The 25,392-nt window shown below is 72.0% G+C and carries 25 protein-coding genes and 1 pseudogene; 10 read left to right on the top strand and 16 right to left on the bottom strand.

What is annotated here, in order from left to right; all coding sequences use genetic code 11:
* Positions 1–28 precede the first annotated feature (28 nt).
* Positions 29–1,855 carry a S9 family peptidase gene (locus ACZ42A_RS36595; RefSeq protein WP_468531673.1) on the bottom strand — a complete coding sequence of 609 codons (1,827 nt, stop codon included), beginning with the start codon at positions 1,853–1,855 and terminating at the stop codon, positions 29–31.
* Between the two features lie 70 nt (positions 1,856–1,925).
* On the opposite strand from ACZ42A_RS36595, the gene ACZ42A_RS36590 reads away from it, so the two are divergent.
* Both ACZ42A_RS36590 and ACZ42A_RS36585 read left to right on the top strand, forming a co-directional pair.
* Complete coding sequence (locus ACZ42A_RS36590; RefSeq protein WP_468531672.1) at positions 1,926–2,795, top strand: class I SAM-dependent methyltransferase; 870 nt, start codon at positions 1,926–1,928, stop codon at positions 2,793–2,795.
* 44 nt (positions 2,796–2,839) lie between these two features.
* The gene (locus ACZ42A_RS36585; protein WP_468531671.1) at positions 2,840–3,634 is read left to right on the top strand and encodes an SURF1 family protein; all 795 of its coding nucleotides are present in this window, start codon (positions 2,840–2,842) and stop codon (positions 3,632–3,634) included.
* Between the two features lie 13 nt (positions 3,635–3,647).
* Here the strand turns inward: ACZ42A_RS36585 and ACZ42A_RS36580 are convergent, their stop codons facing one another.
* From ACZ42A_RS36580 to ACZ42A_RS36565, 4 genes are all read right to left on the bottom strand, one after another.
* Positions 3,648–4,853, bottom strand: a complete 1,206-nt coding sequence (locus ACZ42A_RS36580) for a hypothetical protein (protein WP_468531670.1) — start codon at positions 4,851–4,853, stop codon at positions 3,648–3,650.
* The gene (locus ACZ42A_RS36575; RefSeq protein WP_468531669.1) at positions 4,850–5,533 is read right to left on the bottom strand and encodes a SigE family RNA polymerase sigma factor; all 684 of its coding nucleotides are present in this window, start codon (positions 5,531–5,533) and stop codon (positions 4,850–4,852) included. Before ACZ42A_RS36575 ends, ACZ42A_RS36580 begins: the two co-directional genes overlap by 4 nt.
* A gap of 300 nt (positions 5,534–5,833) precedes the next feature.
* A complete protein-coding gene (locus ACZ42A_RS36570; RefSeq protein WP_468531668.1) occupies positions 5,834–6,886 on the bottom strand; it encodes an aspartate-semialdehyde dehydrogenase in 1,053 nt (350 codons plus the stop codon).
* Positions 6,883–8,160, bottom strand: a complete 1,278-nt coding sequence (locus ACZ42A_RS36565) for an aspartate kinase (protein ID WP_086170279.1) — start codon at positions 8,158–8,160, stop codon at positions 6,883–6,885. Before ACZ42A_RS36565 ends, ACZ42A_RS36570 begins: the two co-directional genes overlap by 4 nt.
* Before the next feature lie 241 nt (positions 8,161–8,401).
* On the opposite strand from ACZ42A_RS36565, the gene ACZ42A_RS36560 reads away from it, so the two are divergent.
* Positions 8,402–9,100, top strand: coding sequence for a response regulator transcription factor (locus ACZ42A_RS36560; RefSeq protein WP_468531667.1), 699 nt, complete (start codon positions 8,402–8,404; stop codon positions 9,098–9,100).
* A complete protein-coding gene (locus ACZ42A_RS36555; protein WP_468531666.1) occupies positions 9,097–10,473 on the top strand; it encodes a HAMP domain-containing sensor histidine kinase in 1,377 nt (458 codons plus the stop codon). Before ACZ42A_RS36560 ends, ACZ42A_RS36555 begins: the two co-directional genes overlap by 4 nt.
* Here the strand turns inward: ACZ42A_RS36555 and ACZ42A_RS36550 are convergent.
* The 7 genes from ACZ42A_RS36550 to ACZ42A_RS36520 all read right to left on the bottom strand — a co-directional run bounded on the left by ACZ42A_RS36550 (position 10,439) and on the right by ACZ42A_RS36520 (position 16,294).
* Entirely contained in the window at positions 10,439–10,939 is a 501-nt protein-coding gene (locus tag ACZ42A_RS36550) for an SgcJ/EcaC family oxidoreductase (protein WP_468531665.1), read from the bottom strand. The two genes, ACZ42A_RS36555 and ACZ42A_RS36550, sit on opposite strands and share 35 nt — an antisense overlap.
* Before the next feature lie 134 nt (positions 10,940–11,073).
* A complete protein-coding gene (locus ACZ42A_RS36545) occupies positions 11,074–13,029 on the bottom strand; it encodes a tetratricopeptide repeat protein (protein WP_468531664.1) in 1,956 nt (651 codons plus the stop codon).
* Positions 13,026–13,463, bottom strand: coding sequence for a hypothetical protein (locus ACZ42A_RS36540; protein WP_468531663.1), 438 nt, complete (start codon positions 13,461–13,463; stop codon positions 13,026–13,028). The genes ACZ42A_RS36545 and ACZ42A_RS36540 overlap by 4 nt, the downstream gene beginning before the upstream one ends.
* 48 nt (positions 13,464–13,511) lie before the next feature.
* The gene (locus tag ACZ42A_RS36535) at positions 13,512–14,093 is read right to left on the bottom strand and encodes a Uma2 family endonuclease (RefSeq protein WP_468531662.1); all 582 of its coding nucleotides are present in this window, start codon (positions 14,091–14,093) and stop codon (positions 13,512–13,514) included.
* A 50-nt stretch (positions 14,094–14,143) separates the two neighbouring features.
* The gene (locus tag ACZ42A_RS36530) at positions 14,144–15,061 is read right to left on the bottom strand and encodes a hypothetical protein (protein WP_468531661.1); all 918 of its coding nucleotides are present in this window, start codon (positions 15,059–15,061) and stop codon (positions 14,144–14,146) included.
* A 278-nt stretch (positions 15,062–15,339) separates the two neighbouring features.
* Positions 15,340–15,522 carry a DUF397 domain-containing protein gene (locus ACZ42A_RS36525; RefSeq protein WP_468531660.1) on the bottom strand — a complete coding sequence of 61 codons (183 nt, stop codon included), beginning with the start codon at positions 15,520–15,522 and terminating at the stop codon, positions 15,340–15,342.
* Positions 15,515–16,294 (bottom strand): helix-turn-helix domain-containing protein, encoded by a 780-nt coding sequence (locus ACZ42A_RS36520; RefSeq protein ID WP_468531745.1) that lies wholly within the window; start codon positions 16,292–16,294, stop codon positions 15,515–15,517. The genes ACZ42A_RS36525 and ACZ42A_RS36520 overlap by 8 nt, the downstream gene beginning before the upstream one ends.
* 96 nt (positions 16,295–16,390) lie before the next feature.
* Here ACZ42A_RS36520 and ACZ42A_RS36515 point away from each other — a divergent pair, with 96 nt between their 5' ends.
* The 4 genes from ACZ42A_RS36515 to ACZ42A_RS36500 all read left to right on the top strand — a co-directional run bounded on the left by ACZ42A_RS36515 (position 16,391) and on the right by ACZ42A_RS36500 (position 20,959).
* A complete protein-coding gene (locus ACZ42A_RS36515) occupies positions 16,391–16,792 on the top strand; it encodes a hypothetical protein (RefSeq protein WP_468531659.1) in 402 nt (133 codons plus the stop codon).
* Between the two features lie 92 nt (positions 16,793–16,884).
* Positions 16,885–18,402 carry an ABC transporter substrate-binding protein gene (locus tag ACZ42A_RS36510; RefSeq protein ID WP_468531658.1) on the top strand — a complete coding sequence of 506 codons (1,518 nt, stop codon included), beginning with the start codon at positions 16,885–16,887 and terminating at the stop codon, positions 18,400–18,402.
* Positions 18,403–18,408: 6 nt separating this feature from the next.
* Positions 18,409–20,178, top strand: a complete 1,770-nt coding sequence (locus ACZ42A_RS36505; RefSeq protein WP_468531657.1) for an ABC transporter permease subunit — start codon at positions 18,409–18,411, stop codon at positions 20,176–20,178.
* Between the two features lie 64 nt (positions 20,179–20,242).
* Positions 20,243–20,959, top strand: coding sequence for a TSUP family transporter (locus tag ACZ42A_RS36500; RefSeq protein ID WP_468531656.1), 717 nt, complete (start codon positions 20,243–20,245; stop codon positions 20,957–20,959).
* 25 nt (positions 20,960–20,984) lie between these two features.
* Here ACZ42A_RS36500 and ACZ42A_RS36495 read toward each other — a convergent pair whose 3' ends face one another.
* The 3 genes from ACZ42A_RS36495 to ACZ42A_RS36485 all read right to left on the bottom strand — a co-directional run bounded on the left by ACZ42A_RS36495 (position 20,985) and on the right by ACZ42A_RS36485 (position 22,663).
* Positions 20,985–21,641 carry a DUF5063 domain-containing protein gene (locus ACZ42A_RS36495; protein WP_468531655.1) on the bottom strand — a complete coding sequence of 219 codons (657 nt, stop codon included), beginning with the start codon at positions 21,639–21,641 and terminating at the stop codon, positions 20,985–20,987.
* Positions 21,634–22,233 carry a recombination mediator RecR gene (gene recR / locus ACZ42A_RS36490; RefSeq protein ID WP_351844681.1) on the bottom strand — a complete coding sequence of 200 codons (600 nt, stop codon included), beginning with the start codon at positions 22,231–22,233 and terminating at the stop codon, positions 21,634–21,636. Before recR ends, ACZ42A_RS36495 begins: the two co-directional genes overlap by 8 nt.
* Before the next feature lie 88 nt (positions 22,234–22,321).
* Positions 22,322–22,663 carry a YbaB/EbfC family nucleoid-associated protein gene (locus ACZ42A_RS36485; RefSeq protein ID WP_468531654.1) on the bottom strand — a complete coding sequence of 114 codons (342 nt, stop codon included), beginning with the start codon at positions 22,661–22,663 and terminating at the stop codon, positions 22,322–22,324.
* Positions 22,664–22,907: 244 nt separating this feature from the next.
* Between ACZ42A_RS36485 and ACZ42A_RS36480 the strand changes: the two genes are divergently transcribed.
* The gene (locus ACZ42A_RS36480; protein ID WP_468531653.1) at positions 22,908–23,654 is read left to right on the top strand and encodes an SLATT domain-containing protein; all 747 of its coding nucleotides are present in this window, start codon (positions 22,908–22,910) and stop codon (positions 23,652–23,654) included.
* Between the two features lie 49 nt (positions 23,655–23,703).
* On the opposite strand, the gene ACZ42A_RS36475 is transcribed toward ACZ42A_RS36480, so the two are convergent.
* Positions 23,704–24,786 (bottom strand): hypothetical protein, encoded by a 1,083-nt coding sequence (locus ACZ42A_RS36475; RefSeq protein ID WP_468531652.1) that lies wholly within the window; start codon positions 24,784–24,786, stop codon positions 23,704–23,706.
* Between ACZ42A_RS36475 and ACZ42A_RS36470 the strand changes: the two are divergent.
* Positions 24,772–25,392 (top strand): annotated as a pseudogene (locus tag ACZ42A_RS36470) (hypothetical protein); the annotation flags it as partial. The gene ACZ42A_RS36475 and the pseudogene ACZ42A_RS36470 sit on opposite strands and share 15 nt — an antisense overlap.

The raw sequence follows: 25,392 nt of genomic DNA, 5'->3' as shown, positions 1-25,392 counted from the left end.
TCCAGGGGCGGAGTCCCCTGGACCCCCGTCAGTCGGTGACCCCCTTCAGATGCCGCTCCGCGAACTCCAGCTCCAGCCGCACCTGCTTGATCCGCTCGTCCACGACGAGGGAGCCGTGCCCGGCGTCGTAGCGGTAGACCTCGTGGACCGCGCCGCGGGCCTCCAGGCGCCTGACGTAGTTCTCGATCTGACGGATGGGGCAGCGCGGGTCGTTGACGCCGGCGGAGATGTAGACCGGGGCCTTGACCTGGTCGACGTAGGTCAGCGGGGAGGAGGCCTCGAAGCGCTCGGGGACCTCCTCGGGGGTGCCGCCGAGGAGGGTGCGGTCCATGGCCTTCAGGGCCTCCATCTCGTCGTGGTACGCGGTGACGTAGTCCGCGACGGGGACGGCGGCGATGCCCAGGGTCCAGGCGTCGGGCTGGGTGCCCAGGCCCAGCAGGGTCAGGTAGCCGCCCCAGGAGCCGCCGGTGAGGATCAGGCGCCGAGGGTCGGCGAGACCCGAGCCGACGGCCCACTCGCGGACCGCCGCGATGTCCTCCAGCTCGATCAGACCGACCCGGTGCTTCAGGGCGTCCGTCCAGGCGCGGCCGTAGCCGGTGGAGCCGCGGTAGTTCACCCGCACCACCGCGTACCCGTGGTCCACCCAGGCCGCCGGGCCGGCGGCGAAGGAGTCGCTGTCGTGCCAGGTGGGGCCGCCGTGGATGTCGAAGACGGTGGGGAGCGGGCCGGTCGCGCCGGCCGGCTTCTGCACCAGGGCGTGGATCCGGCCGCCGGGGCCCTCCACCCACACGTCCTCGACCGGGACCGAGCCCGGCGACCTCATGCCCGGCGGGTCCAGGACGACGCCGCCGCGGGTCGACCGCACCGCGGACGGCTCGGCGGCCGACGACCACAGGTACTCCACGCTGCCGTCGGGCCGGGGCGTGGCGCCGGAGACCGTGCCGGGCGGGGTGGGGATCTTCTCCAGGCGGCGGGTGGCGAGGTCGAAGCGGAAGAGTTCGCTGCGGGCCTCGAAGCTGTGCCCGATGAGCAGACCGGAGCCGTCCGGATACCACTCCGCGCTCACGTCGCCGGGCAGCTCCAGGGCGAGGTCGCTCTCCTCGCCGGTCGCCACGTCCCACACCAGCGGCTCCCAGCGGCCGCGCCGCTGGTGGCCGATGAGCAGCCGGGTGTCGCCGTCCACCGGGGCGAAGCCCAGCACCTCCAGGCCCAGCTCCTTCGTGCCGTCCTTGGTGTCGTCCAGCTCGGCGACCGTGCTGCCGTCCGGGCGCAGCACGCGCAGCGCCGAGTGCATCGCGTCACCGTGCTCGGTGTGCTCGACGGCGATCAGCGTGCCGTCGTGCGAGAGGTCGCCGACGCCCGCGGACTCGCGGTGCCGGTAGATCTCCACCGGCGCCTCGCCGGTGCGCGCTAGGTGGATCGTGGTGCCGTCCTCGTCGGTGGAGCGGCCGATCACCGCCGTACGGCCGTCCCGGCCGAGCGCCAGGCCCGCCGGGTAGGACGGGTCGAGGCCGGGAACCGCCAGTTCGTCCTCGCCGCCCTCGAAGGGCTGGCGGCGCCAGACGCCGAACTCGTCGCCGTCCTTGTCGTCGAACCACCAGATCCAGGCGCCGTCCGGGGAGAGCACGCCGTCCGTCGTGCCGTTCGGCCGGTCGGTGACCTGGCGCCGGTCGCCGGTCGCGCGGTCCCAGGCGTACAGCTCGTACGTGCCCGTCGCGTTGGACACGAACAGGGAGCGCTCCGGGGCGTCCTGCGCCCAGTCGGGCAGCGACACCCGCGGCGCCCTGAAGCGCTTCTCCCAGTCCGGCATGTCCTCGGTCCGCTCCGGCGCGGCGACCCCGTTGCTCTCAGTCATGCCCCCATACTGCCCGCTCCCGCCGACAATTCGCTGGCGAGGCCCCCAGCCTGTGGATAACTTCGGGATCATGTCCGCGCCCCAGCCCACCGTCACCTCCGCCGCGCCCACCGCCGCCTCCGCCGCGCCCACCGACTGGCGCGACGCCAACCGCGCCCTCTGGGACGAACGCGCTCCCCTGCACGCCGCCAGCCCGTACTACGACCTGGACGGCTTCCGCGCCGGAGACGACCCCCTGCGCGCCTTCGAGATCGCCGAGGTCGGGGACGTGACCGGCCGTTCCCTCCTCCACCTCCAGTGCCACATGGGCCTGGACACCCTCTCCTGGGCCCGGCGCGGCGCCGCCCGCGTGGTCGGCCTGGACTTCTCGGCCCCGGCCGTGGAGACCGCCCGCGGCCTCGCCGCCGACCTCGGCTTCGGCCAGGACCGGGCGGCGTTCGTCACGGCCGACGTGTACGACGCGGCGGAGGCGGTGCCGGACCCCTCGTACGACATCGTCTACACCGGCACCGGCGCCCTGTGCTGGCTGCCCGACATCCGGGCCTGGGCCGAGACGGCGGCCTCGCTGGTCGCGCCCGGCGGGTTCCTCTACCTCGCGGAGTTCCACCCGATCACCGACGTCCTCGACGACGAGACCGGCTCCCGCGTGGTGCGCGACTACTTCGACCGCGACGCCCAGGTGTACGACGAGCCGGGCACCTATGCCGACGAGACCGCCGAGACCGTGCACAACCGCAGCGTGGAGTGGCAGCACCCGCTCGGCGAGGTGGTCTCCGCGATCGCCGCGGCCGGGCTGCGCGTCGAGTTCCTGCACGAGCACGACATCTCGCTGTTCGGCCGCTTCGGCTCCTTCCGGCAGCACCCGGACGGCACCTACCGCTTCCCGGCGGGGCAGCCGAAGGTCCCGCTGATGTACTCGCTGAAGGCGAGCAGGCCCTGACCCCCGCGGCGGGCCCGCCGCGCCGCCCCCGTACCGTTGAGGGCGTGTACCGGTTTCTGCTGACGCCCCGCTGGTGGGGCATCAACGTCTTCGTGCTGCTCGCCATCCCCTTCTGCGTGTTCATGGGGTCCTGGCAGCTGAGCAGGTTCGAGGACCGGGTCGACGGCCATCGCAGCGCGGAGCGGCAGGCCGCCTCGAACCAGCGGGAGGCGGCCCGTCCACTGGCGGAGCTGCTGCCGGTGAACAAGGCGACCGCGGGCAAGCAGACCACGGCGACCGGCACCTATGGCGAGCAGCTGCTCGTCCCCGACCGGAAGCTGGACGCCAAGCGCGGCTTCTACGTCCTGACCCTGCTGCGCACCGACGACGGCAAGGCCCTGCCGGTGGTGCGCGGCTGGCTGCCCGGCACCGCCGACCCGGCGAAGGCGCCCGCCCCGCCGTCCGGTGAGGTCACGGTCCGGGGTGCGCTCCAGGCGTCGGAGATGCCCGGCGAGAACGGGGTCAGCGCGGCGGGCGGGCTGCCGTCCGGGCAGACCGCCGCGATCAGCGCGGCCTCGCTGGTCAACCTGGTGCCGTACGACGTCCAGGACGCCTGGGTCACCCTCAACAAGGCCGACTCCGGGATGAAGACGGTCCCCGTTGCGGCGACCCCGGACACCGGGCTCGATCTGAAGGCGTTCCAGAACCTCGGCTACACCGGCGAGTGGTTCGTCTTCGGGGGCTTCGTCGTCTTCATGTGGTTCCGGCTGCTGCGCCGCGAGCTGGAGTTCGCCCGGGACGCGGAACTGGGCCTGGTCCCGGACGAGCAGGAGCGCGTCTCCAGCCCGTCCGGCGTGTGAACGGCGTCCGCGACTAGGAGGCCGACAGCAGCCCGGTGTGGTAGACCGTGCCCGCGCAGGCGTTGGTCACGGTCACGCCGGTCGACGCGCCCGCGTCGGCGGTGTACGACAGGGCCACGCTGCCGTCGGCCGTGCCGTCCTCGGTCACCAGCTGGGGCGCCGTACCGTCGCCGCCCGTGGAGCTGCCGTCCGGCGGCGGGGTGGACTCGGTGGGCGTCGGGTCCGGGCTCGGCTCGGTGCCGCCGTTGCCGCCGCCGTTGCCGCCACCGCCGGTGGGGTCGTTGTTGGTGGGACAGGCGTCGGACGGCACCCAGGCGAACTTCACCTCGTACGCCGCCCCCGGCAGCAGCACCAGCTGCGGCACTTCCAGGGACGGGTCGGGCAGGCCGGCCGCCGGGTCGCCGGCGACATGCCGGGCCTGGCCGATCCTGGCGGGGTCCGCGGCGCCCTGGGCCAGCGGGGTCAGCGTGCCGGGGCCGCTGACGGTGCAGCTGCTGCCGGAGATGTTGGTGATCCGGAAGGTGCCGTAGACGGTTCCCACGGAGTCCGGGGCGTCGGCCCCGCCCGTGGCGCCGAGCTGGTCGACGGTGCACGCCGCCGTGGACTCCGAGCTGGGCACCGACGGACCGGCGCTGCCGCCGGAACCGCTCTCGCTGCTGCCGCCCTTGCCCTTGTCGTGCTCCTGCTTGCCGTCCTTACCCTTCTCCTCCGTCTTGCCGGAGGAGCCGCCGGAGCTCTCGCCCGCACCCTGGGTGCTCTTGCCCTCGCCGGTGCCGCCCTGGGCCTGGGAGCCGTGGCCGGCGATGGAGGGGTTGGCGTCGCTGCCGGTGGCGTTGGAGACGTGCACCAGGGCCGGGACGGCGGTGCCGACGAAGAGGGCGGCGGCCGCCATGCCGACGACGGCCTGCCGCTTGCGCGCCCGCCGGGCGGGCACCGCCCGCCGCAGGTGCTCCAGCGTGCCGTCGCGCGGCTCGATGTCCTCCACCGCGCCGTGCAGCATCCTGCGCAGTGCCAGCTCGTCCGAGTCGAGCCCGTCGGGGCCCTGGTCGTCGGGGCCGTGGTTCACAGTTCCGTTCCCAGCGTGCGGTTGCTTCGGCTCATGCTCATGCGCTTCGGCCGTCTCGGCCGTCTCGGGCGTCGCCTCGGTCGGGTCGCGCGATTCGTACGGCTCGTGCGGGACCCGCAGGTGCCGGCGTCCCTGGTCCTCGGGGCCTGTCATGCCGGTGCCTCCATGGCCACGCGGAGGGCCGCGATGCCGCGAGAACCGTACGCCTTCACCGAGCCGAGGGATATGCCGAGGGTCTCGGCGACCTGGGCCTCCGTCATGTCCGCGAAGTAGCGCAGCACCAGGACCTCGCGCTGGCGGCGCTGCAGGCCCTTCATCGCCTTGATGAGGGAGTCGCGCTCCAGCTGGTCGTACGCGCCCTCCTCGGCGCTCGCCATGTCCGGCATCGGCTTGGAGAGCAGCTTCAGGCCGAGGATGCGGCGGCGCAGGGCCGAGCGGGACAGGTTGACGACCGTCTGCCGCAGATAGGCGAGCGTCTTCTCCGGGTCACGGACCCGCTTGCGCGCGGAGTGGACGCGGATGAACGCCTCCTGGACGACGTCCTCGCAGGAGGCGGTGTCGTCGAGGAGGAGGGCGGCGAGTCCCAGCAGGGAGCGGTAGTGCGCGCGGTAGGTCTCGGTCAGGTGGTCGACGGTGGTACCGGCGGCCACGGTCTCCTCGGCGTACTCGGCGCCGTCACGCTGGCTGGGTATGCGGGCGGGCCGCGCTGCGGGCATGGGCGCGATCACCGGCATGCCGCCGGGCGCGCCGGGCATGCGGGTGCGAAGCGGCCGACGGGCCGGCCGAAGGGCCGTGCCGCGCGTCGGCGCCGGGAAGTCGAGAACCTCTGCCACGCCAGTTGGACGTGCTTCCCCCCGTGAGGGTTGTACGTGCCGAGCGTCACGTTCGATCTCGCGTCAGGCAGCACAGCCGACGGTGCCCCAATTGCCCTCATGCGTCCCGCTCTTCCCCTATGTTCCATACGAACGACGCGTCCCCACGCCTCGTTCACGGCGTCCCCACACCCCGGAAGGGTGACCGCATAGACGCTCCCCGCCCTCCGCGCGGTTGCGGAAGACGGGGAGGAAATCTCTTACGCAGATCCTACAAATGGTTCCGGCCATCGCCGGGACTTTTTCCGTGAGCGGAAGCTCTCACGAAAACTCCGTCGCCACCAGTTCCGCGATCTGCGCGGTGTTCAATGCGGCACCTTTGCGCAGATTGTCCCCGCAGACGAACAGTTCGAGCGCCGTCGGATCGTCCAGCGCCCGGCGCACCCGCCCCACCCAGGTCGGATCGGTGCCCACCACGTCGGCGGGCGTCGGGAACTCCCCGGCGGCCGGATTGTCGTAGAGCACCACACCCGGCGCGGTGGCCAGGATCTCGCGCGCCCGGTCCACCGTGACCTCGTCCTCGAAGCGGGCGTGCACGGTCATCGCGTGCGCGGTGACCACCGGCACCCGGACACAGGTCACCGCGACCGGCAGCCGCGGCAGCCCGAGGATCTTGCGGGTCTCGTCCCGCACGGTCAGCTCCTCGGACGACCAGCCGTCCTCGCGCGGCTCCCCGGCCCACGGCACCACGTTCAGCGCCACCGGCTCCGGGAACGGCCCGGTCCGGTCGCCGACCGCCCGGCGCAGATCGCCGGGGCTGGTGCCCAGCTCCGTACCGGCGACCAGGGACAGCTGCTCGCGCAGCGTCTCCACCCCGGCCCGGCCGGCCCCGCTGACCGCCTGGTACGACGACACCACCAGCTCGCGCAGCCCGGACTCGGCGTGCAGCGCGCCCAGCGCGACGATCATCGACAGCGTGGTGCAGTGCGGGTTGGCGACGATCCCGCGCGGCCGGATGCGCACCGCGTGCGGGTTGACCTCGGGCACGACCAGCGGCACGTCCGGGTCCATCCGGAAGGCGCCGGAGTTGTCGACCACGACCACGCCCTTGGCGGCGGCGATGGGAGCCCACTGCGCGGACACGTCATCGGGTACGTCGAACATGGCGATGTCGATCCCGTCGAAGGCCTCCTCCGACAGGGCCACGACCTCGACCTCCTCGCCGCGCACGGCCAGCTTGCGGCCGGCCGAGCGCGGCGAGGCGACGAGTCGGACCTCGCCCCAGATGTCCGCGTGCTGGGACAGGATCTGGAGCATGACCGCGCCGACGGCCCCGGTCGCTCCCACGACCGCGAGCGTCGGCCTGCCGGTCATCGTCCGGTGCCTCCGTAGACGACGGCCTCGTCACTGTCGGAGTCCAGCCCGAAGGCGGTGTGCACGGCGCGCACGGCCTCGTTGACGTCGTCGGCGCGGGTGACCACCGAGATACGGATCTCGGAGGTCGAGATCAGCTCGATGTTCACACCGGCGTCGCTCAGCGCCTCGAAGAACGCGGCGGTGACCCCGGGGTTGGTCTTCATACCGGCCCCGACCAGCGAGATCTTGCCGATCTGGTCGTCGTAGCGCAGCGAGTCGAAGCCGATGCCGGACCGGTTCTTCTCGAGCGCGTCGATGGCCTTGCGGCCCTCGGTCTTGGGCAGCGTGAACGAGATGTCCGTCAGACCGGTGGAGGCGGCGGACACGTTCTGCACGACCATGTCGATGTTGATCTCGGCATCGGCGATCGTGCGGAAGATGGCGGCGGCCTCACCCGGCTTGTCGGGCACGCCGACGACCGTGATCTTGGCCTCGGAGGTGTCGTGCGCGACACCGGAGATGATGGCCTGCTCCACCTGCTTGTCCCCTTGGTTGATCGGCTCGCTGCTGACCCACGTGCCCTGCAGCCCGCTGAAGCTGGAGCGGACGTGGATCGGGATGTTGTAGCGACGGGCGTACTCCACACACCGGTGGAGCAGCACCTTCGACCCGGACGAGGCCAGCTCCAGCATGTCCTCGAAGGAGATCCAGTCGATCTTCCGGGCTTTCTTCACCACGCGCGGGTCGGCGGTGAACACACCGTCGACGTCGGTGTAGATCTCGCACACCTCGGCGTCGAGCGCCGCGGCGAGGGCGACGGCGGTGGTGTCGGACCCACCGCGCCCCAGCGTGGTGATGTCCTTCGTGTCCTGGCTGACCCCCTGGAACCCGGCGACGATGGCGATGTTGCCCTCGTCCAGCGAGTCCCGGATCCGGCCCGGCGTGACGTCGATGATCCGCGCTTTGTTGTGGACCGAGTCGGTGATGACACCTGCCTGGCTGCCGGTGAACGACTGGGCGCTGTGGCCCAGGTTTTTGATCGCCATGGCCAGCAGGGCCATGGAGATCCGCTCTCCGGCGGTCAGCAGCATGTCGAGCTCGCGCCCGGCAGGGATCGGGGAAACCTGCTCGGCGAGATCGATCAGCTCGTCCGTCGTGTCGCCCATCGCGGAAACCACGGCCACCACCTGGTGCCCGTTCTTCTTCGCTTCCACGATCCGCTTGGCGACGCGCTTGATGCCCTCGGCATCGGCTACGGAGGAGCCTCCGTACTTCTGCACGACAAGGCCCACGTGCGCTCCTCGCTCGATGTGTGTTCGTTCCGCGTGTACGACGGTGTACTGCGGGTCGGCTCAGTCTAACGAGCGTCCGAAATCCACCTCTGCGCTCCCGCATGGTGAGACGTCGGGCGCCGTCCAGGACACCCCCTGCCCAGACTCACGGATTCAATGCACGAGTGTTCACAGGAGCACAACGCGAGCCCAACAGGAGTACACAGGAGTGAATTAACTTTCAAGCACTAAGGTTCGCCCCGTGCGCGTACTGCTGGTGGAAGACGACGAGCCCGTGGCCGAATCCCTGCGCCGCGGCCTGAAACGCTACGGCTTCGACGTGGCCTGGGTGACGACGGGCGAGGCGGCACTACGACACGACGGGCCGTACGACGTCGTCCTCCTCGACCTCGGCCTGCCCGACACCGACGGCCTGGACGTCTGCAAGGCGCTGCGCGAGCGCGGCGACGTGCCGATCATCGTGATCAGCGCGCGCAGCGACGAGACCGACCGGGTGGTCGGCCTGGAGCTGGGCGCCGACGACTACGTCTCCAAGCCGTTCGGCGTACGCGAGGTCATCGCCCGCATCCGAGCGGTGCTGCGCCGTACCCAACCGCGCACGTCGGCGGAGACGGGCCCGGACCGCTACGGCACCCGCCTCACCGTCGACCGCAAGGCGGCCCGCGTCCGCCTGGACGGCGAAGAGGTGCCCCTGGCCCCCAAGGAGTACGACCTCCTGGCCTTCCTCACCGAGGAACCGGGCGCGCTGATGACCCGCGAACAGATCATGGAAGCCGTCTGGGACGCCAACTGGTTCGGCCCGACCAAGACGCTGGACGTCCACGTGGCGGCCCTGCGCCGCAAGCTGGCGGGCGCGATCACCATCGAGGCGGTCCGCGGTGTCGGCTTCCGCCTGGAGATCGCCGGGGACGGCGACAACGCCGGCGGTACGCCCCGATGATCCGCCAGCTCGTCCGCAGCTACGTCCTGCTGGTGGCGGTGGCGATCGCCCTGTTCACCGTGCCCGTGGCTTTCACCCTGACCTCGCAGATCCGGGGCGACACGGAGGACTCGGTCCAGCGCGAGGCCAAGACCATGGCCCTGCTGCTGGGCGACGGCGGCACGTCGTCCTGCCAGGCCCTGGAGGAGATGGCGAGGGCGTACGGCAAGGAGACGCCCGGCGAGGTGGAGGTGAGCACGCCGGGGAGCTGCGCGCGGGGTCTGCCGCGCCCCGCCCGGGACGCGGCTCTGGCGAAGGCCCTCGATCAGGGCCAGCCCACGACCGACTGGGGCTCCTCCTTCATCTGGGGCCCCGAACTGGTCATCACGGTGCCCGCGCGGACGCCGGCGGGCGAGGGCGGGGAGGTGGTCGGCGCCGTACGCATCGTCTACTCCACACACGCCCTCACCGACCGCCTGTGGACGATCTGGGGCTTCCGCGCGGTGCTGGCGGTGGTGGTACTGGGGGTAGCGGCCCTGATCGGCGTCGGGGTCGCCCGCCGTCTGACCCGCCCGCTCCGCCAGCTCAACGACATGGCGAGCAGGTTCAGCGACGGTGACCTGACGGCCCGCTCCCCCGTGACGGGCCCCCCGGAGACCCAGACCCTGGCGCGGACCTTGAACCAGGGCGCGGAACGCCTGGACACCCTGGTCGCCGCACAACGCATCTTCGTGGCGGACGCCTCCCACCAGCTCCGCACGCCCCTGACGGCGCTGCGCCTGTCCCTGGACAACATCGCCGACGGCGTGGACGACGAGTTCGTCCGCGAGGACGTCGAACAGGCGACGGCGGAGGTGGTCCGTATGAGCCGCCTGGTCAACGGACTGCTGGTACTGGCGAGGGCGGAGGCGAAGGTGACAGCGGCGGAACCTGTGTCTTTGCGGGAGATCATCGAGGAACGCCTGTCGGTGTGGAGGCCGGCCGCCGACGAGCGCGGAGTCACCATCGCGCTGAGGGGGAGCGCCGACGACCGGCCGCTTGTGCTGGCGGCCCCGGGCCACCTGGAGCAGGTCCTGGACAACGTCCTGTCCAACGCGCTGGAGGTGTCCCCGGACGCCGCCACGATCACCGTGCGGATCGACACCGCTCCGGAGGAAGTCGTCCTCTCCGTCCTGGACGAGGGCCCCGGCATGTCCGACGCGGAGAAGTCCCGCGCGTTCGACCGCTTCTGGCGGGGCCAGGGCCTGACGGGCCGCTCCGGCTCGGGACTCGGCCTTGCCGTGGTGAAGCAGCTGGTGACGGACGACGGCGGAACGGTGACGCTGTCCGACGCCCCGGGCGGCGGCCTGCGCGTCTCGATCAGCCTTCGGGCATCGCCGAGGAGTGGTGGTTGACGATCAGCCACTCGCCGTCGCGCTTCTCGTAGGCGTAGGTGTAGCGGGCCTTGACGACGCGCTTGTCGCCGGTGGCAGGGTCGGTGAGCGTGAACTGGTACACGCCGGTGTCGATCGCCGAGTTGCCGTCCAGGACGTTGACGACAGTCTGGATCTTCTTCCCGACCGGCTTGTTGTGCAGGAAGTGCTCGAAGTAGTCGACGATGCCGGCGCGGTCGGTGCGGACCTTGTTGGAGACGGTGGGGAGGAGGACGGCGTCGGAGGCGTACAGGCCGGCGACGGTCTCGGGGTCGCCGGCCTGGAGCGCAGCGTTCCACTCCTCGAAGAGGCCGGCGATCTGCGCCTTGCTCGCCCTCTTCTCGGCCCGCTCGGAGCCGGCGACGCCGACTCCGGCGGTGACCGTGGCGGCGGTGGCGAGGGCGGCGACGGTAACGACGGCTGCGCGTATGCGGGTCTTGCGGGTCATCACATCTCCGGTGTGTGAGAGGGGAGTTGCTTCCGGTGCCTCGGAAGTGACTCCAGACTCGCTTTGCGCTGGTTAGCGGGGGTGCAGCGGAGATGCAGGGGGGAGGAAGGGGTTGTGCAAGGTGCGGAGGGTGGTCAGTCGGGCGCGGTGAGCAACAGAGCGAACTCGTCGCGGAGTTGGCGGACGTAGGGGGTGTCACCCAGGAGGCGTTCCCAGTCGGCGAGGAGAGGGATGGCGATCTCGCGGGCGCGGGTGGGGTCGTCTGCCTGCTCCCAGAGAAACCTGGCGAACAGGGTCCGGGCCTGGAGCGTGAGTCTGTCCGTCGCGCCGCGGACGCGTTTGCGGCTCTCGACCAGTTCCCCGTACATGGCCACGGCTCCCTGGACGTCCCCAGCGGCCATCCTGGCCCACGCCAGCGAATGCCGTACTTCCCAGGTGACATTGCTGTCCCGGCCTGTCGCGGACACCGCCCGGTCCAGCAACTCCTCCAGCGCGTCACAGGCCGGTCCGGCGAAGCGGCCGACGTCCTCCCTGGCGCGTTCGACCAAGGCCTCGCCCCAGACCGACCATGCCTCAAGAGTCGTCGCGGCGTCGGTGCCGAGCGCTCGTTCCGCCTTTCTGGCGTTTTTAGCGGCGAGTGACAAGGCGTCTCTCAGCCGCCCGGCCTCCCGCAGCTCGTTGGCGAGCCTCGCCCTCGCCCAAAACGTCTGTGGATCCCGGCGCCCGAACGCCCGCACATGGTAGGTCACGTTCTGTTCGAACAGCCTGATCGCCCGCTCCTCGTCACCGGCACGCCCGTACGTATACGCCAGGCGATCGCGCATCTCCAGCGTGATCCCATGACGCGGTCCGCACACGCGCTCGGCTGCCGCGAAAGCTCGCTCGGACAGAACGATGGAGCGCGCGATGTCGAAATGGAGGTGGATGCTCGCCCCCAGCAAGAACAGATATGCCGCGAAAATCCCGTCGCTCTCCGGCCCCGTGCACGAAGTCAACGCGTCGAGATGCGTGAGCCACTTCCCCTCTGCCGCCACGTGACGCACCGCCACCCCAGCTTCGAACAACAGCCGGGCGGCCGTGTCAGCGTGTTCCACGCCTTCGGACCGAGCCACCGCCTGCACCAGCCGGTGCACCGAGATCGTCCCGTCCTCGTGCAGACTGATCATGCTGTGCGCCGCCAGCCGGCGGATCGCCTCGGTCACGTCGGGCGGGCTGCCCAACGGTTCGAGATACGTACGGGGGATCCCGTCAGGCGCCCACCAGGCGATGGTCCGCAGGACGTCACCCGCGAGCGGCGTTTCCGCCAGGCGATCCAGCGTCACGTGCCACACCCGGGCCACGGTCCGCTCGCTGCTCCCGCCTTCCGCCGCGCTGGCGAAGATCTGCTCCGGATAGCGTGCCAGCAGATCCGCGTACTTGTCGGCCGTGATCCCCGCCTCCGCGCAGTAGGCGGCGGCCTGTTCCACGGCGAGCGGAAGGCACCCGAGTTCGCGGCACAACTCCTCCGCATCGGCAGCGGACCCACCCTGGATACGCGCGAAAAGCTCAGTCGCCTCGGCGAGTTGGAACACATCCAGCGACAGCGGCTCGGCGATGCCGTGCCACCCGCTCGCCCTCCGCGTGGTGACGAGGAACCGCCCGCCCGTGGCCCGAGCCAGCAACGGCTTCACATCCGCCGGGTCGGAGACGTTGTCGAGCACGAGCAGCCAGCCCTCGTGCGCCGCCAGCCACTGCACGGCCCGTTCCCTCAGCGTCTCCCGGGACAGGACGTCACGCAGCGCGGGCTGCAGCGCGACCGCCAGTTCGGCGAGTCCGGCGTCGAGGTCGGCGGGCGTCTCGGCGTTGATCCACCACACCGGGTTGAAGACGTCCGTACGCCCCGCCGCCCACCGGGCCGCGAGCGTGGACTTTCCGATGCCGCCGAGCCCGTGCACCGCCTGCACGACGACTCGGCTCGCGTGCCGGCACGCCTTGTCCAGCAGCCGCAGTTCCCGCCCTCGCCCGACGAACAGGCCGGTCCGCTCGGGCAGATGGACCAACCCGTCCGGCGCGTCCTCCGGTAACGCGAACGCGTCCGCCGAAGCGGTCACGCGGTGGGTCCGTCGCCGGTGTTCGCCTGGCGGATGTCACGCCCGGCGGCGATGGAACGGTCCCCGGAGGCCGTCACGTTCCGCACCTGCGGCTCGTCGGCCGGTCCGGCGGGGGCGGGAGGCGCGGGCGGATTCGGCAGTGTCACGGTGTTGTTGTCGCCCGTCGTGACGAAGCCGATGTCCCGCCCGGCGGCAACGGCCCGTACGCCACTGGCGGTCACGTTCGTACCGGGCCCGGCCCCAGGCTCGGACGTCCCCCGCACCAACGCGAAGATCGTCACCGCCAGCCCCAGCAGCCCCGCCACCCCACCGGCCACACTCGCCCAGGGGTCCGCCCCGTCGACGTCCACCACAGCCCCGACGACCAGCCCCACCGCCCCCAGCACGCAGAGCCCGATCCCGGCCCACATCAACGCTTTCCGCTGCGCCGTCATACGGCCATCATCGCGCCAGTGACGGCAAGGGGGCAGGGTTTCGGTGTCTCAGTCCGCGAACTCCTTGAGCGGTTCGGTGTCGAGGGAGAAGTTCACAGGCTCGGGAAGCTCCACGGTGGTGCCGAAGGGCTTGTTGAGCTGCAGCCGGTAGCGGCCGTCCTCGGGATCGCTGAAGACGGTGACGGTGCCGTCGTCGCGGTCGATGAGGAGGTAGACGGGAATCCCCGCGGCTGCGTAAGCGTCAGGTTTCTCGACCCGGTCGCGCTGATGTGTGCCGGTGTCGTACGACGTGACCTCCACCGCCATGAGCACGCCCTCCGCCTCGGACCAGTCCCCGTGCCCCTTCGGGAACCCGAAGGGCGCCAGAACGCCGTCCGGGCGCGCCCGGCCCTTCCGGTAGCTCTCGACCTTCATGCCGCGTTCCCCATAGAGCCAGAGCTCGGGGCGGTGCTGCATGCACAGCCTCTGCAGCCAGGCGATGATGTGGTCGTGATTGCCGTCGGTCACCGGCTTGACCTGGACCTTTCCCCCAATGAACTCCAGCCGCACGGTCTCCGGGGCATGGCGTTCCAGTTCCTCGAACTCCTCGACGGACATCTGCGGCCGGTGCTGCTCGGTCCTGGGGGTCATGGCGTCGCCTCCTCGACTCCATGGTGCCCTGACCGGCGCGTCCTGCACGCTCACCGCAGGCCCGCCGCGCGCCTGAGGGCGTTGACCTTCTCGGTCACGTCGATGACCTCGTCCGCGCCGGGCAGGAAGGTGGCCGGGACGTAGCCGTACGCCGGTCCTTCCGCCTCGATCAGCGCCAGGCACTCCTCGCACAGGCCGCGTGTGATCTTCGTGGTCCGCTCGTCCGCGTCGCACAGACCGCAGGCCATGATCACTCGGGAGACCCGGGCACGGCGGGCGGCCTTCTGCCGGACCTTCGCCTTCTTCGGGGGCATCTTGCTCTCCAATCGCTTGCGGGCGAGACCGCCCGGGTTGCTGACGGCGGACGGCAACCCGTCCGTCAGGGCCTTGGTGATGTCGTGAGGGGTCGCGCCACGGGACAGCCACTCCGCGGCGAGGGGTTCGAGGGAGCGGCAGTCGCCCTCGGACAACGGCATACGGGCGTCGGCGGTCCGGACCTCGGCGAGGGCACGGTAGGCGGTGCTGGGCTGCTCAGCGGTCTGCTCCGGTTCCGGGGCCGGCTGCTCCTCGGCACTCTCCACGCGGGCCAGGCCCGACACGTAGTCCTCGGTCACGTCCTTGCCGTCGCGCTCCCGCACGAAGTCCGCCCACCACTCCTCCGACCTGCGGGTACGCGACCAGTACGTCCGCGTCACCCAGCGCATCGAGTCGTCCTCGACGGTGATGTGCTCCTTGATCCAGCGCAGATGGCCCGCGAGCACGATGCGGCCCAGTGAGGTGCGGACCGCCTGCTGGCCGTAGCGGGGGTGCTGCGCCGCGATCGCCTTGTAGCCCATCGCGTGGCCCTCTTCGAGGTGGTCCACGAAGACGGCGATCTCCCGGTCGCGGGGGCTCAGATGTGCGAAGTCGGCGTCCGCGTGCGGGTCTTCGTCACCCGCGGAGCGCTTGCCGTAACCCGTTTTGGCCATGGGGTGGGACGGGGACGGCAGGGCGGGACTAGGGTAGGTGCAAGCCACCATCGGAGAGGTTCCTTCGATGAGTAGGGCGAGGCCCCGGGGCCGGTGTTGCAGCACCGACCGGGGCCGATCTATTTGCCGCGAACCTAGAGCGGCTTTACGTTCCGGCGCAAGCCGATCACGGAACGTCACCCTTTCGAGGTAGAGCGCCTTAACTCACGTACAGACTTGGTTGGTTGGCAGGTCTCCAACCCGATCCAGAACCCATGGAGGGGCTCGGAACTCGGGGCTCAAGCCTCGGGGTGAACTGCGGCGATGAACGCGTCCCAGGCGGGCGCGGTGACGTGGAGCCGAGGGCCGGCGGGAACCTTCGAGTCACGGACGTGGACGGTGTCGGAGAACGCAACCTCGACGCAGGCGCCGCCTTCGGAGTCGCTGTGGCTCGACCTGATCCACGTCAGCTGATCACTCATGGCGGTCCACCATTCGCTCGATGAAATGGGCCGACTCATCGGGGCTGAGAGCCTGCGCACGGATCATGCTAAGCCGCTCGGTCGCACGGCTTACAGCCGCCGGGTCAGCCGAAAGCTGGCTGCCCAACTGTCCTTCTGAATAGGCGAACCGCTCATGGTCGCGGGTCTCCAAAAACACCACGGGTCCCATGAAGGCCACCGAGACGGCCCTGTCGAACGGGAGCACCTGGAGTGTGACATTGCCCAGCCGGGAGGTCTCCAGCAGGCGGTGCAGCTGTTCATCGTCCACCTGCGGACTGCGTAGCGCGGCCTCATAGACGACAAAACTGAGGGACACCGGCGGCTTGCGCTCGGTGAGGATTGCCTGCCGCTCCATACGGGCCATGACGCGCTCCCCTGCAGTCTCGCCATCCAAGGGCGGCACGTGGTTCTCGATGAGGGCTTTCGCGTACGTCTTGGTCTGCAACAGCCCAGGTACGTACGTGACCTCGTACCACCAGAGACTGATCGCCTCCCTTTCACGCTCCATGAACTCCTGCGCCCGCGCCGGGAACTTCTCCCGGGTCAGATAGTCCTTCGCCGCACTCAGCATCCCCTCCGCCCCGCACAACTCGTCCGCCACGTCCAGGACGCGGGCCGTCGGCATCCGTACACCCTGCTCCATCGCCTTGATGGTGTCCGGGGAGTAGTTCGACGCGGCAGCCAACTGCTCGCGGCTGACGTTCGCCTTCGTGCGCCAGCGCTTCAACTGGTTTCCGATGAAGCGCCACATGGCAGGCGACTGGGACACAGAACGCACCTCCGACCGGTACACCGCGGCGTGTAGCACCTGAGTCACTACCGAGCGTAGCCTCGCGGTCGGCACCGTATGGCCATGACGAACGCAATTCACCGCCCCGACTGGGTCCCGGCCGCCGGCCACCAACTCCGTGTGACCGGTGTGCACTTCGACGCCGTACGGATCGAAGGCGTGCGAGGGGAGCAGGTCGCCGAGCGGCTGATCGGGGCGGCCGACGGGGACGCGGGACCCATCGTGTGCGAGGCGAGCGGGCTGCGGTGGATGTACTTCCTGCTGGCGCCGGGGGAAGTGCGGCGGCACCGGTGGCCGCTGGGGGTGCAGCAGTTCGGCGGGAGAGGGGTGCGGACCGTCACCTACATCGGGATTCCGGCGCTGGAGGGGAACACTTGGCCGCTGCGGTGGTACAGCGTGCCGACTCCGGAGACGCCGTACGTCGATCCCGCCGGGCTGCTCGACGCGGTGCGGAGCTGACCGCGTCCGGGATGTGATCCAAGTTTCATCTATCTGGCGTATCTTTGGTAAGGCTTACCTCACAGGCCCCTCCAGTCACGACAGGAAACACCATGCGCACCACCCCCCGCGGCCTCGTCACAGCAGCCGCCCTCGTGCCCCTGCTGACCGGGTGTTTCGCCTCCGGCGAGAGCGCGTCGGGCGGCGCGGCCGACGCGGGTGGCCGGGTGCGCGTCGCCCTCGCCGTGCCGCCGGTGCAGGCGCTGTCGCCGTACAGCAATGACGCCACCGTCCTGAGCAAGCTCTCCGTCGCCGAGGGACTCACCGCGCTGGACGAGAGCGGCGCCGCCGTTCCCGCGCTCGCGAAGTCCTGGACCCGGAAGAACGCCACCACTTGGACCTTCGAGCTGCGCAAGGCGACCTTCCAGGACGGGACGGATGTCACCGCCGAGTCCGTCGTCAACGCTCTCGACCACGCCGGCGCCGCCAAGACCAAGCCCCGGGTCCTCAGCGACGTGACGCTGACCGCCGAGGCCGACGACGCCGACACCGTCACGATCAGCAGCGAAACCGCCGACCCGGTGCTGCCGCTGCGGCTCGCCAGCCCCGCCCTCGGGATCCTGTCCCCCAAGGCGTACGCGAAGGACGGCGCCGTCAGCCCGGTCGGCACCGGTACAGGGCCGTTCGAGATCACCAAGCTCACCGGCAAGACCAAGGCCGTCCTCGACCGCTACGACGGCTACTGGGGCGGCAAGGCCAAGGCGTCCGGCATCGACGTGACCTGGATCGCCGACGGCACCGCCCGCGCCAACGCGCTGCGCGGCGGCGACGTCGACATCGCCGAGTGGATTCCCACGGCTCAGGCGGAGCTGCTGGAGAAGGACACCCGGCACGAGGTGCCGTCCGTCCGGACCGACAGTCTCGTCCTCAACACCGGCAGCGGGCTCTTCACCGACGCCGCGCTGCGCGCCGCCGCCCGGCAGGCCGTCGACGGTTCCGCCCTCGTCGACTCGGTCTTCGGCGGGTACGCCGACCCCGCACAGGGCCTGTTCGGGCCGGCCGTGCCGTGGGCGGCCGACCGGCGCGTGGACGTGACCGGGCGCGTCGCGGCCGCGACCACCGCCCAGGTGAAGTCCGAGACCAAGGGCAAGACCCTGCGTCTGGCCACCTACACCAACCGCGCGGAGCTGCCCGAGGCCGCCGCCGTGCTCCAGCAGCAGCTGGAGAAGGCCGGGTTCACGGTGAAGCAGGACGTGCGCGAGTACACGCAGATGGAGGCCGACCTCCTCGCGGGCAAGTACGACGCGCTCGTCTTCTCCCGGGTGACGCTGCTGGACACCGGCGACGCCGTCGCCTACCTCGCCAGCGACTTCACCAGCGACGGCGTCTACAACATCGCCGGCCTGAAGGACTCCGGCGTCGACCAGGCCATCGAGTCCGCCGCCGAGGAGGGCGACACCGAGCGGCGGCAGCAGAAGATCATGCGGGCCGAGGCGGAGATCCTGCGCACCGACGCCGTGGTGCCGCTCGTCCACGAGAAGGTCGTCCAGGGCATCGCCACCGACGTCGAGGGGGTCATCCTCGACCCGCGCGAACGCGCCCTGATCGACGTCGACACCCGCCTGAAGTAGCGGCGGATGAGCGGCACTTCGGTCGGCGTCGCCGGACCCGGCGCGACCCGATGGCGCGCGGGCACCGGCCGGGTCGTCGCCGCGGCAGCGCTGCTGGCGGCGGTCGCCCTGCTGCCCTGGCTCTCCGGCACCGACCCGGCGCTGACGGTCCTGCGGGCGCGCTCCGCCGACCAGGACCCGACACCGGCGCAGCTGGCCGCCGTACGGGAGCAACTCGGGCTCGACGACGGCCCGTTCGCGCACCTCGTGCGGTGGCTGGCCGGGCTGCCGCGCGGGGACGCGGGCGTCTCCTGGGTGTCGGGCGAACCGGTCCTGCCCCAGGTGACGGCCGCCTTCGCGGTCTCGCTCACGCTCATGCTGGGCGCTCTCGTGGTCACCCTGGCGGTCGCCGCGCTGCTCTGTGCCCGCACACTGCGGCTCGGTTCCCGGCGGCGGCTGCACCGGCAGCGGGCGGGTGTCACGGCCGCCGTCCTGGCTGCGCTGCCCAAGTTCCTGCTCGCCTCGCTGCTCGCCACCGTGGGCGGGGTGTGGCTGGGGTGGTTCCCGTCCAGCGGCTGGGAGGGGCCGCAGTCGATGGTGCTGCCCGCGCTCGCCCTCGGCATCCCGTCCGGGGCGATGATCGGCGGCCTGCTCGACCAGGCGCTGCCCGCCGCCTTCCAGGAGCCGTGCGTACGGACCTGGCACGCCTTCGGTCACTCCTCCGGGCCCGTCGCCCGGCTCGCGCTGCGCCGCGCGCTGGCCGGGGTGCTCCCGCAGTTCCTGCCGACCGTCGTGGCGCTGGTCGGCGGCGCGGTGGCGGTGGAGAAGATCTTCAACATCCCGGGGCTCGGACGGCTCGCCCTGGACTCCGCCCTCGCCCAGGACCTCCCGCCGCTCCAGACGGCGACGCTCGTCCTCGTCCTCCTCGGGGTCGCCGCGGGCCTGCTCGTCCGGGCGCTCGGCCGCGCCCTGCTCGGCCCGGCCCTGCGCGACGGCGCGCTGCCCGCGCTGCGGCCGGCCGCCCTGCCGCGGCGCCGCTCCGCGCGCTGGGTCGCCGCGTGCTGCGCCGCCGCGCTGCTCGCCCTGGTGGTGGCGGGCCTGCTGCGGGACCCGCTGCACGTGGACACCGCGGCCCGGCTGCTGCCGCCCTCGGCCGTCCACCCGCTCGGCACCGACGCACTGGGCCGTGATCTGCTGGCCCGCCTCGGCCACGGGGCGCTGCGCACGGCGGGGGTGGCTCTCGCGGTCACGGCGGTCAGCACCGTGCTCGGTCTGCTGCTCGGCATGGCGGGGCAGGTGAGCGCGGGCCTGACCGAGGTGACGGCGACGCTGCCGGCGGTTCTCGCCGGTCTGCTGACCACCGCGGTGACCGGGCCGTCGGTGTGGGGCGCCGCGTGCGCGGTGTGCCTGGTGGCCTGGACGCCGTACGCCGCGCAGGCCGCGGCGCTGCTCGAACAGGAGCGGGCGAGCGGGCACATGCTCGCGTCGCTCTCCTTCGGGGCCGGTCCGGGCTATCTGCTGCGCCACCACTTCCTGCCCGCGGTGCTCCCCGCGGTCCTGCGCAACGCCCTGCTGCGGCTGCCCACCAACGTCCTCGTCCTGGCCTCCCTCGGCTTCCTCGGCCTCGGCGCGCAGCCGCCCGCTCCGGAGTGGGGCCGCCTGCTGTCCGAGAACCAGCCGTACGCCGAACTGGCGCCCTGGACCGTCCTGGGCCCGGCCGGTGCGCTCGTCCTGCTGTCCGTTCTCGCCGTGTCCGCCACTGCGGCGGGCCGGGGCGGGTCCGGACGCCGGGTCTGACGGCGCCTTACGGGGCCTGACGGGGCCTGACGACACCCTGGGGCCCTGCGGGATCATTCGTGCCGTGACGGATCTTCTGCTGTTCGGGATCGTGCTGCTCGGCTCGTGTGTGCAGTGGATCACCGGCATGGGCTTCGCGCTGGTCGCCGTGCCGGCCCTGGTGTGGGTGCTGGGGCCGGTGGAGGGAGTCGTGCTCACCAACTGTGCTGCCGGGGCCATTTGTGTCGTGGGGCTGGTGAGCGGGAGGCGGCGGGTGCGGGTCGCGGCCATGGGGCCGTTGTGTGTGGCGGCCGTCTGCACCGTGCCCGCCGGGGCCTGGCTGACGCGGCAGTTGCCGGAGCCGGTGCTGCTGGTGGTGATGGGCGGGCTGGTGACCGTGGCGGTGGTGCTGGTGATGCGGGGGGCCAGGGTGGCCGCGCTGGGCGGGCGGAAGGGGGCGGTCGTGGCGGGGGCCGCGGGTGGGTTCATGAACGCCGCGGCGGGGGTCGGGGGGCCGCCTGTGTCGCTCTACGCGCTCAACGCCGGGTGGACGGTGCGGGAGTTGGTGCCCAACGCGCTGTTCTACGGCGTGGTCGTCAACGTCGTCTCGGTGGCGGCGGGCGGGGTGCCCCGGCTGGGTGCGGAGCGGTGGGCCTGGGTGGTGGCCGCGATGGTCGCGAGGGCCGGCGCCGGACGGATGCTGGCCGGGCGTATGCCGGAGGCGTGGGCGCGCAGGCTGGTGCTGGGGCTGGCGCTGGGCGGCGGGCTCAGCGCCGTACTGAAAGGGGCGTGGGGGATGTGAGCCCCCCACACACCTGCCGGGCGTGCTACTGGAAGCGCAGGCCCAGCGGCCCCGCGATCTCCTGTTGCATGACCTTGCCGGCCTCGAACTCCAAGGTGTCGTCGCCGATGCCCTGGTCGGTGTCCAGGCCGTCCAGCTCCTCCAGGGGCTGGTTCAGGCGGACGTGGGCGACCACGGACTGCAGGGCCCGCAGGGTCGCGGAGGCCGTCGCGCCCCAGTTGGAGAAGTAGGAGAACTGCCACCACCACAGGGCCTCGGTCGTGCGGCCCGCGCGGTAGTGGGCCATGCCGTGGCGGAGGTCGGTGATGACGTCGGCGAGGTCGTCCGAGATACGGGCCGGGACCGGGGCCTTGCGGGGCTCGTAGGGGTCGAAGACCTCGGAGTAGACGTCGATCGGCTCCAGCATGCGGGCCAGGTTCTCGCGGAGTTCGTCCACGTCCGGCTCGGGGCCCGGGTCGGGTTCGTAGCGCTCGTCGGGGACGATGTCCTCGTGCGCGCCGAGGCGGCCCCCGGCGAGCAGGAGCTGGGAGACCTCCAGGAGGAGGAAGGGGACCGCCGAGTCCGGTTCGTCGCCCTTCGCGACCTCCGTGACGGCCACCAGGAAGCTTTCGATCTGGTCCGCGATCTGGACCGCGAAGTCGTCCGGGTCCTGCGTCGTGGAGTGCAGCGTGGCGTCAGACATCTAGGAGTCGTCTCCCCTCGAAGGCGCGGCCGAGGGTCACCTCGTCCGCGTATTCCAGGTCGCCGCCCACCGGGAGGCCGCTGGCCAGGCGGGTGACCTTGAGGCCCATGGGCTTGATCATCCGGGCGAGGTACGTGGCCGTCGCCTCGCCCTCCAGGTTCGGGTCGGTGGCCAGGATCAGCTCCGTGACCGTCCCGTCGGCCAACCGCGCGAGAAGTTCCCGTATACGCAGGTCGTCGGGCCCGACACCCTCGATCGGGCTGATCGCTCCGCCCAGGACGTGATAGCGGCCGCGGAACTCGCGGGTGCGCTCGATGGCGACCACGTCCTTCGGTTCCTCGACGACGCAGATCACCGAAGGGTCGCGGCGCGGGTCACGGCAGATGCCGCACTGTTCCTCCTGCGCGACGTTGCCGCACACCGCGCAGAAGCGGACCTTCGCCTTCACCTCCAGCAGGGCCTGGGCGAGACGCCGGACGTCCGTCGGCTCCGCCTGGAGGACGTGGAAGGCGATCCGCTGGGCGCTCTTGGGACCGACGCCGGGCAGCCGCCCCAGCTCGTCGATGAGGTCCTGGACCACGCCTTCGTACAACGGACTGCCGTCCTTCCTGGGGTGCCTTCACTACGTACGGTAGAGGGCCCGCGCCTGTCTTCGAAAGGCAGGACCCGGGGTGAGAACGTCAGAAGGGCAGGCCCGGGATGCCGCCGCCGCCCAGGCCCTGGGCGAGCGGGCCGAGCTTCTGCTGCTGGAGGGCCTGCGCGTTCTCGTTGGCCGCGTGGACGGCCGCGACGATCAGGTCGGCGAGGGTCTCGGTGTCCTCGGGGTCCACCGCCTTCGGGTCGATGACCAGGCCGCGCAGCTCGCCGGCGCCGGTGACCGTGGCCTTGACCAGGCCGCCGCCCGCCTGCCCGTCGACCTCCGTGTTCGCCAGTTCCTCCTGGGCGCGGGCCAGATCCTGCTGCATCTTCTGGGCCTGCTGGAGCAGCTGCTGCATGTTGGGCTGGCCACCACCGGGAATCACGATCAGCTCCTGCTTTCGTATGGCTCTCTCATATGGCTTTCTCCGCCTGGCACGAGCCTACGTGGTCCGCGCAGTCGTCGCCCCAGCACTCTTTCGAGTGAGTTCTCTCCGTGGCCTATACCTGATCAAGGCCCTCTTCCGGGCGGAAAAGCGGTGAAAGAGTCACCTTCGCCACCCATTGGGCGCTAGGAAGGGTCCGGCACGTCAGCATCCGTCAGCGTGAGTCGTGAGTAGGGAGTGCCGGGTGGGTCAGCCGGAGATGCAGCCCGAGGGGCCGCCCCAGGACGGGCGGGGCGAGGGGGCGGCCGGGCTGCGGCCGGGCGATCTGTCCGGGCGGGCGTTCCCGCTCGGGGACTGGGCCGAGCCCGCGCAGCGCCTGGACGAGCTGTACCGGTGGGTGGAGCGCGGCGCCCTGGACACGGCGGCCTGGTATCTCGCCGACCGGGTCTGGAAGCGGCGCGGGGCGCGGGCGCTGCGGGCGGGCGCGGCGGCGGGGGCGGTCGCGGGGGCCGCGCTGCCGCTGCTGGATCTGACCGGGGTGATGGGCGGGGTGGCGCCCTGGGGGTATCTGGCGCTGATGCTCGCCGTGGCGTGTGTGGGCGTGGACCGGTTCTTCGGGGTCACCTCGGGGTGGATAAGGGACGTGGCGACCGCGCAGGCCGTGCAGCGCAGGCTGCTGGCGTTGCAGTTCGACTGGGCCTCGGAGAGCGTGCGCGAGGTGCTGGGGCCGACCGAGGGGACGGCGAGCGAGGCGGCCGAGCGGTGCCTGGGGGTGCTGCGGCGGTTCTGCGAGGACGTGACCGAGCTGGTGCGTACCGAGACCGCCGACTGGATGGTGGAGTTCCGCACCGGGCCGGCGCCGCTGGGCATCCAGGCGGCGGTCGCGTCCGGCCCCCGGGTGGACGCCGGGGGCACGCACGGCCGGTTCCCGATGCCGCCCGGCCCGGCCCGGCCGAACATGCCGCGGCAGCGTCCGCCGGAGCCGCGGTGAGGCGTCCCTACGGGGCCTAGGGGGCGTGGGGGCCTGGGGGCCTGCGCGGTCACTGCCGGGTGTACGTCAGCTTCTCCCCTGTGCTCGTGTTCACGCGCTGGAGCGTGTCCTCCGACAGCAGGGTGATCTCCGTGGGCTCACCGGGGCTGCACGAGGAGCGCGGTTCGCCGACCGTCACCGTGGACGGACCGATCCGCAGCGGGCCGTCCGCCGGAGGCTCCGCGGTCAGTTCCGCCTCGAAGACGCAGTGGTAGTCGGCGCCGTCGGCGGTCAGGGACAGGACCGTGTCGCCGGGCTCGCCCTGCTGGATGGTCAGCGTGCGGGTGTGCACGCCGTCCGCGTTGTCGATCGTGGTGGCCCAGGTGCCGAGGTACGCCGCCGGGATCGCGCCGTCCGTCGCGACGGAGGCGGAGGCGGACGGGGAGGGTGACGTCGGATCGGGGCTCGTCGGGCCGGGGGTCGTGGGGGCGCCGGACGAGGTCGGGGTCGGTGACGGGGACGCCTCGGGGTCGCCGTCCCCGTTCATGAGGGCGTACACCGAACCGCCCGCCGCCAGCGCGACGACCACGGCCACGGCGACGAGCAGCGCGGTGGCCCGGCCGTTCCTGCGCGGCGGCTCCTGGAGCGGGGGTCCGTACGGCGGGGCGGAGCCGAGACCTCCGGCGCCGTGTGGGCCGGGGGCCTGGGCGCCGTAGGGGTTGGCGGGCGCGGGCTGGCCACCGTACGGCGGTGGCGGGTACGCCGGACCGGGCGGTGACTGCGGATGGCCGTAGCCCTGCTGGGGCGAGCCATGACCCGGCGGGGTGGATCCGTAGGCGTGCTGGGGCGAGCCGTGTCCCGGCCCCGGCTGGGGATAGCCGTAGCCCTGGTGCGGCGGGTGGCCCTGCGGCGGTGTACCGGCGGGGGCGGGCGCGGGCTGCGGGGCGCCGTAGATCGGGTGCGCGGGTGGGGTGCCGGGGGCGGTCGGGTGCGCGGGTGGGGTGCCCGGGGCAGTCGGGTCCGCGGATGGGTTGCCGGGGGCGGTCGGGTGCCCATGGCCGGCGGCCGGAGCGGGCGGGGTGCCGGGCGTGACGCCTGGAGCGGCCGGGCCCTCGGGCGTGGTCCCCGGGGCGGCCGCATGACCAGGCAGCATGCCTGGGGCGGCCGCGTGACCGGGCGGCGTACCGGGGGCGGCCAGGTGCCCGGGCGGCGTACCCGGGGCGGCGGGCTGACCAGGCGGCATACCCGGGCCAACCGACTGACCGGGCGGCGTACCCGGGCCGGCCAGGTGACCGGGCGGCGTACCCGGGGCGGCGGGCTGACCAGGCGGCATACCCGGACCAACCGACTGACCGGGCGGCGTACCCGGGCCGGCCAGGTGACCGGGCGGCGTACCCGGGGCGGCGGGCTGACCAGGCGGCATACCCGGGCCAACCGACTGACCGGGCGGCGTACCCGGGCCGGCGGGCTGACCGGCGGTGACCGTCGGGAGGTGGTCCAGCGGTGCGACGGCACCCGGGCCACTGGAGCCACCTGGCCCGCCGGGACCAGCCGGTCCACCGGAAGCACCCGACCCACCGGAACCACCCAGCCCACCGGAAGCACCGGATCCACCGGAACCGCCGGGGCCGCCGGGGCCGCCGGGACCAGCCGGTCCACCGAAAGCACCCGACCCACCGGAACCACCCAGCCCACCGGAAGCACCGGATCCACCGGAACCGCCGGGGCCGCCGGGGCCGCCGGGACCAGCCGGTCCACC

It is taken from the genome of Streptomyces sp. NPDC030838 (assembly GCF_055572035.1).
This window is presented reverse-complemented; position numbering and strand designations above follow the sequence as displayed.

Bases quoted from the DNA above. Each gene is read 5' to 3' on its own strand.
- ACZ42A_RS36475 (WP_468531652.1), bottom strand. From the start codon at position 24,786: ATGCTGCCTGGTCATGCGGCCGCCCCGGGGACCACGCCCGAGGGCCCG.
- ACZ42A_RS36595 (WP_468531673.1), bottom strand. From the start codon at position 1,855: ATGACTGAGAGCAACGGGGTCGCCGCGCCGGAGCGGACCGAGGACATG.
- ACZ42A_RS36510 (WP_468531658.1), top strand. From the start codon at position 16,885: ATGCGCACCACCCCCCGCGGCCTCGTCACAGCAGCCGCCCTCGTGCCC.
- ACZ42A_RS36550 (WP_468531665.1), bottom strand. From the start codon at position 10,939: ATGACCCGCAAGACCCGCATACGCGCAGCCGTCGTTACCGTCGCCGCC.
- ACZ42A_RS36515 (WP_468531659.1), top strand. From the start codon at position 16,391: ATGGCCATGACGAACGCAATTCACCGCCCCGACTGGGTCCCGGCCGCC.
- ACZ42A_RS36535 (WP_468531662.1), bottom strand. From the start codon at position 14,093: ATGACCCCCAGGACCGAGCAGCACCGGCCGCAGATGTCCGTCGAGGAG.
- ACZ42A_RS36530 (WP_468531661.1), bottom strand. From the start codon at position 15,061: ATGGCCAAAACGGGTTACGGCAAGCGCTCCGCGGGTGACGAAGACCCG.
- ACZ42A_RS36505 (WP_468531657.1), top strand. From the start codon at position 18,409: ATGAGCGGCACTTCGGTCGGCGTCGCCGGACCCGGCGCGACCCGATGG.
- ACZ42A_RS36590 (WP_468531672.1), top strand. From the start codon at position 1,926: ATGTCCGCGCCCCAGCCCACCGTCACCTCCGCCGCGCCCACCGCCGCC.
- ACZ42A_RS36520 (WP_468531745.1), bottom strand. From the start codon at position 16,294: ATGTGGCGCTTCATCGGAAACCAGTTGAAGCGCTGGCGCACGAAGGCG.
- ACZ42A_RS36580 (WP_468531670.1), bottom strand. From the start codon at position 4,853: ATGACAGGCCCCGAGGACCAGGGACGCCGGCACCTGCGGGTCCCGCAC.
- ACZ42A_RS36555 (WP_468531666.1), top strand. From the start codon at position 9,097: ATGATCCGCCAGCTCGTCCGCAGCTACGTCCTGCTGGTGGCGGTGGCG.
- ACZ42A_RS36525 (WP_468531660.1), bottom strand. From the start codon at position 15,522: ATGAGTGATCAGCTGACGTGGATCAGGTCGAGCCACAGCGACTCCGAA.
- ACZ42A_RS36495 (WP_468531655.1), bottom strand. From the start codon at position 21,641: ATGTCTGACGCCACGCTGCACTCCACGACGCAGGACCCGGACGACTTC.
- ACZ42A_RS36540 (WP_468531663.1), bottom strand. From the start codon at position 13,463: ATGACGGCGCAGCGGAAAGCGTTGATGTGGGCCGGGATCGGGCTCTGC.
- ACZ42A_RS36570 (WP_468531668.1), bottom strand. From the start codon at position 6,886: ATGACCGGCAGGCCGACGCTCGCGGTCGTGGGAGCGACCGGGGCCGTC.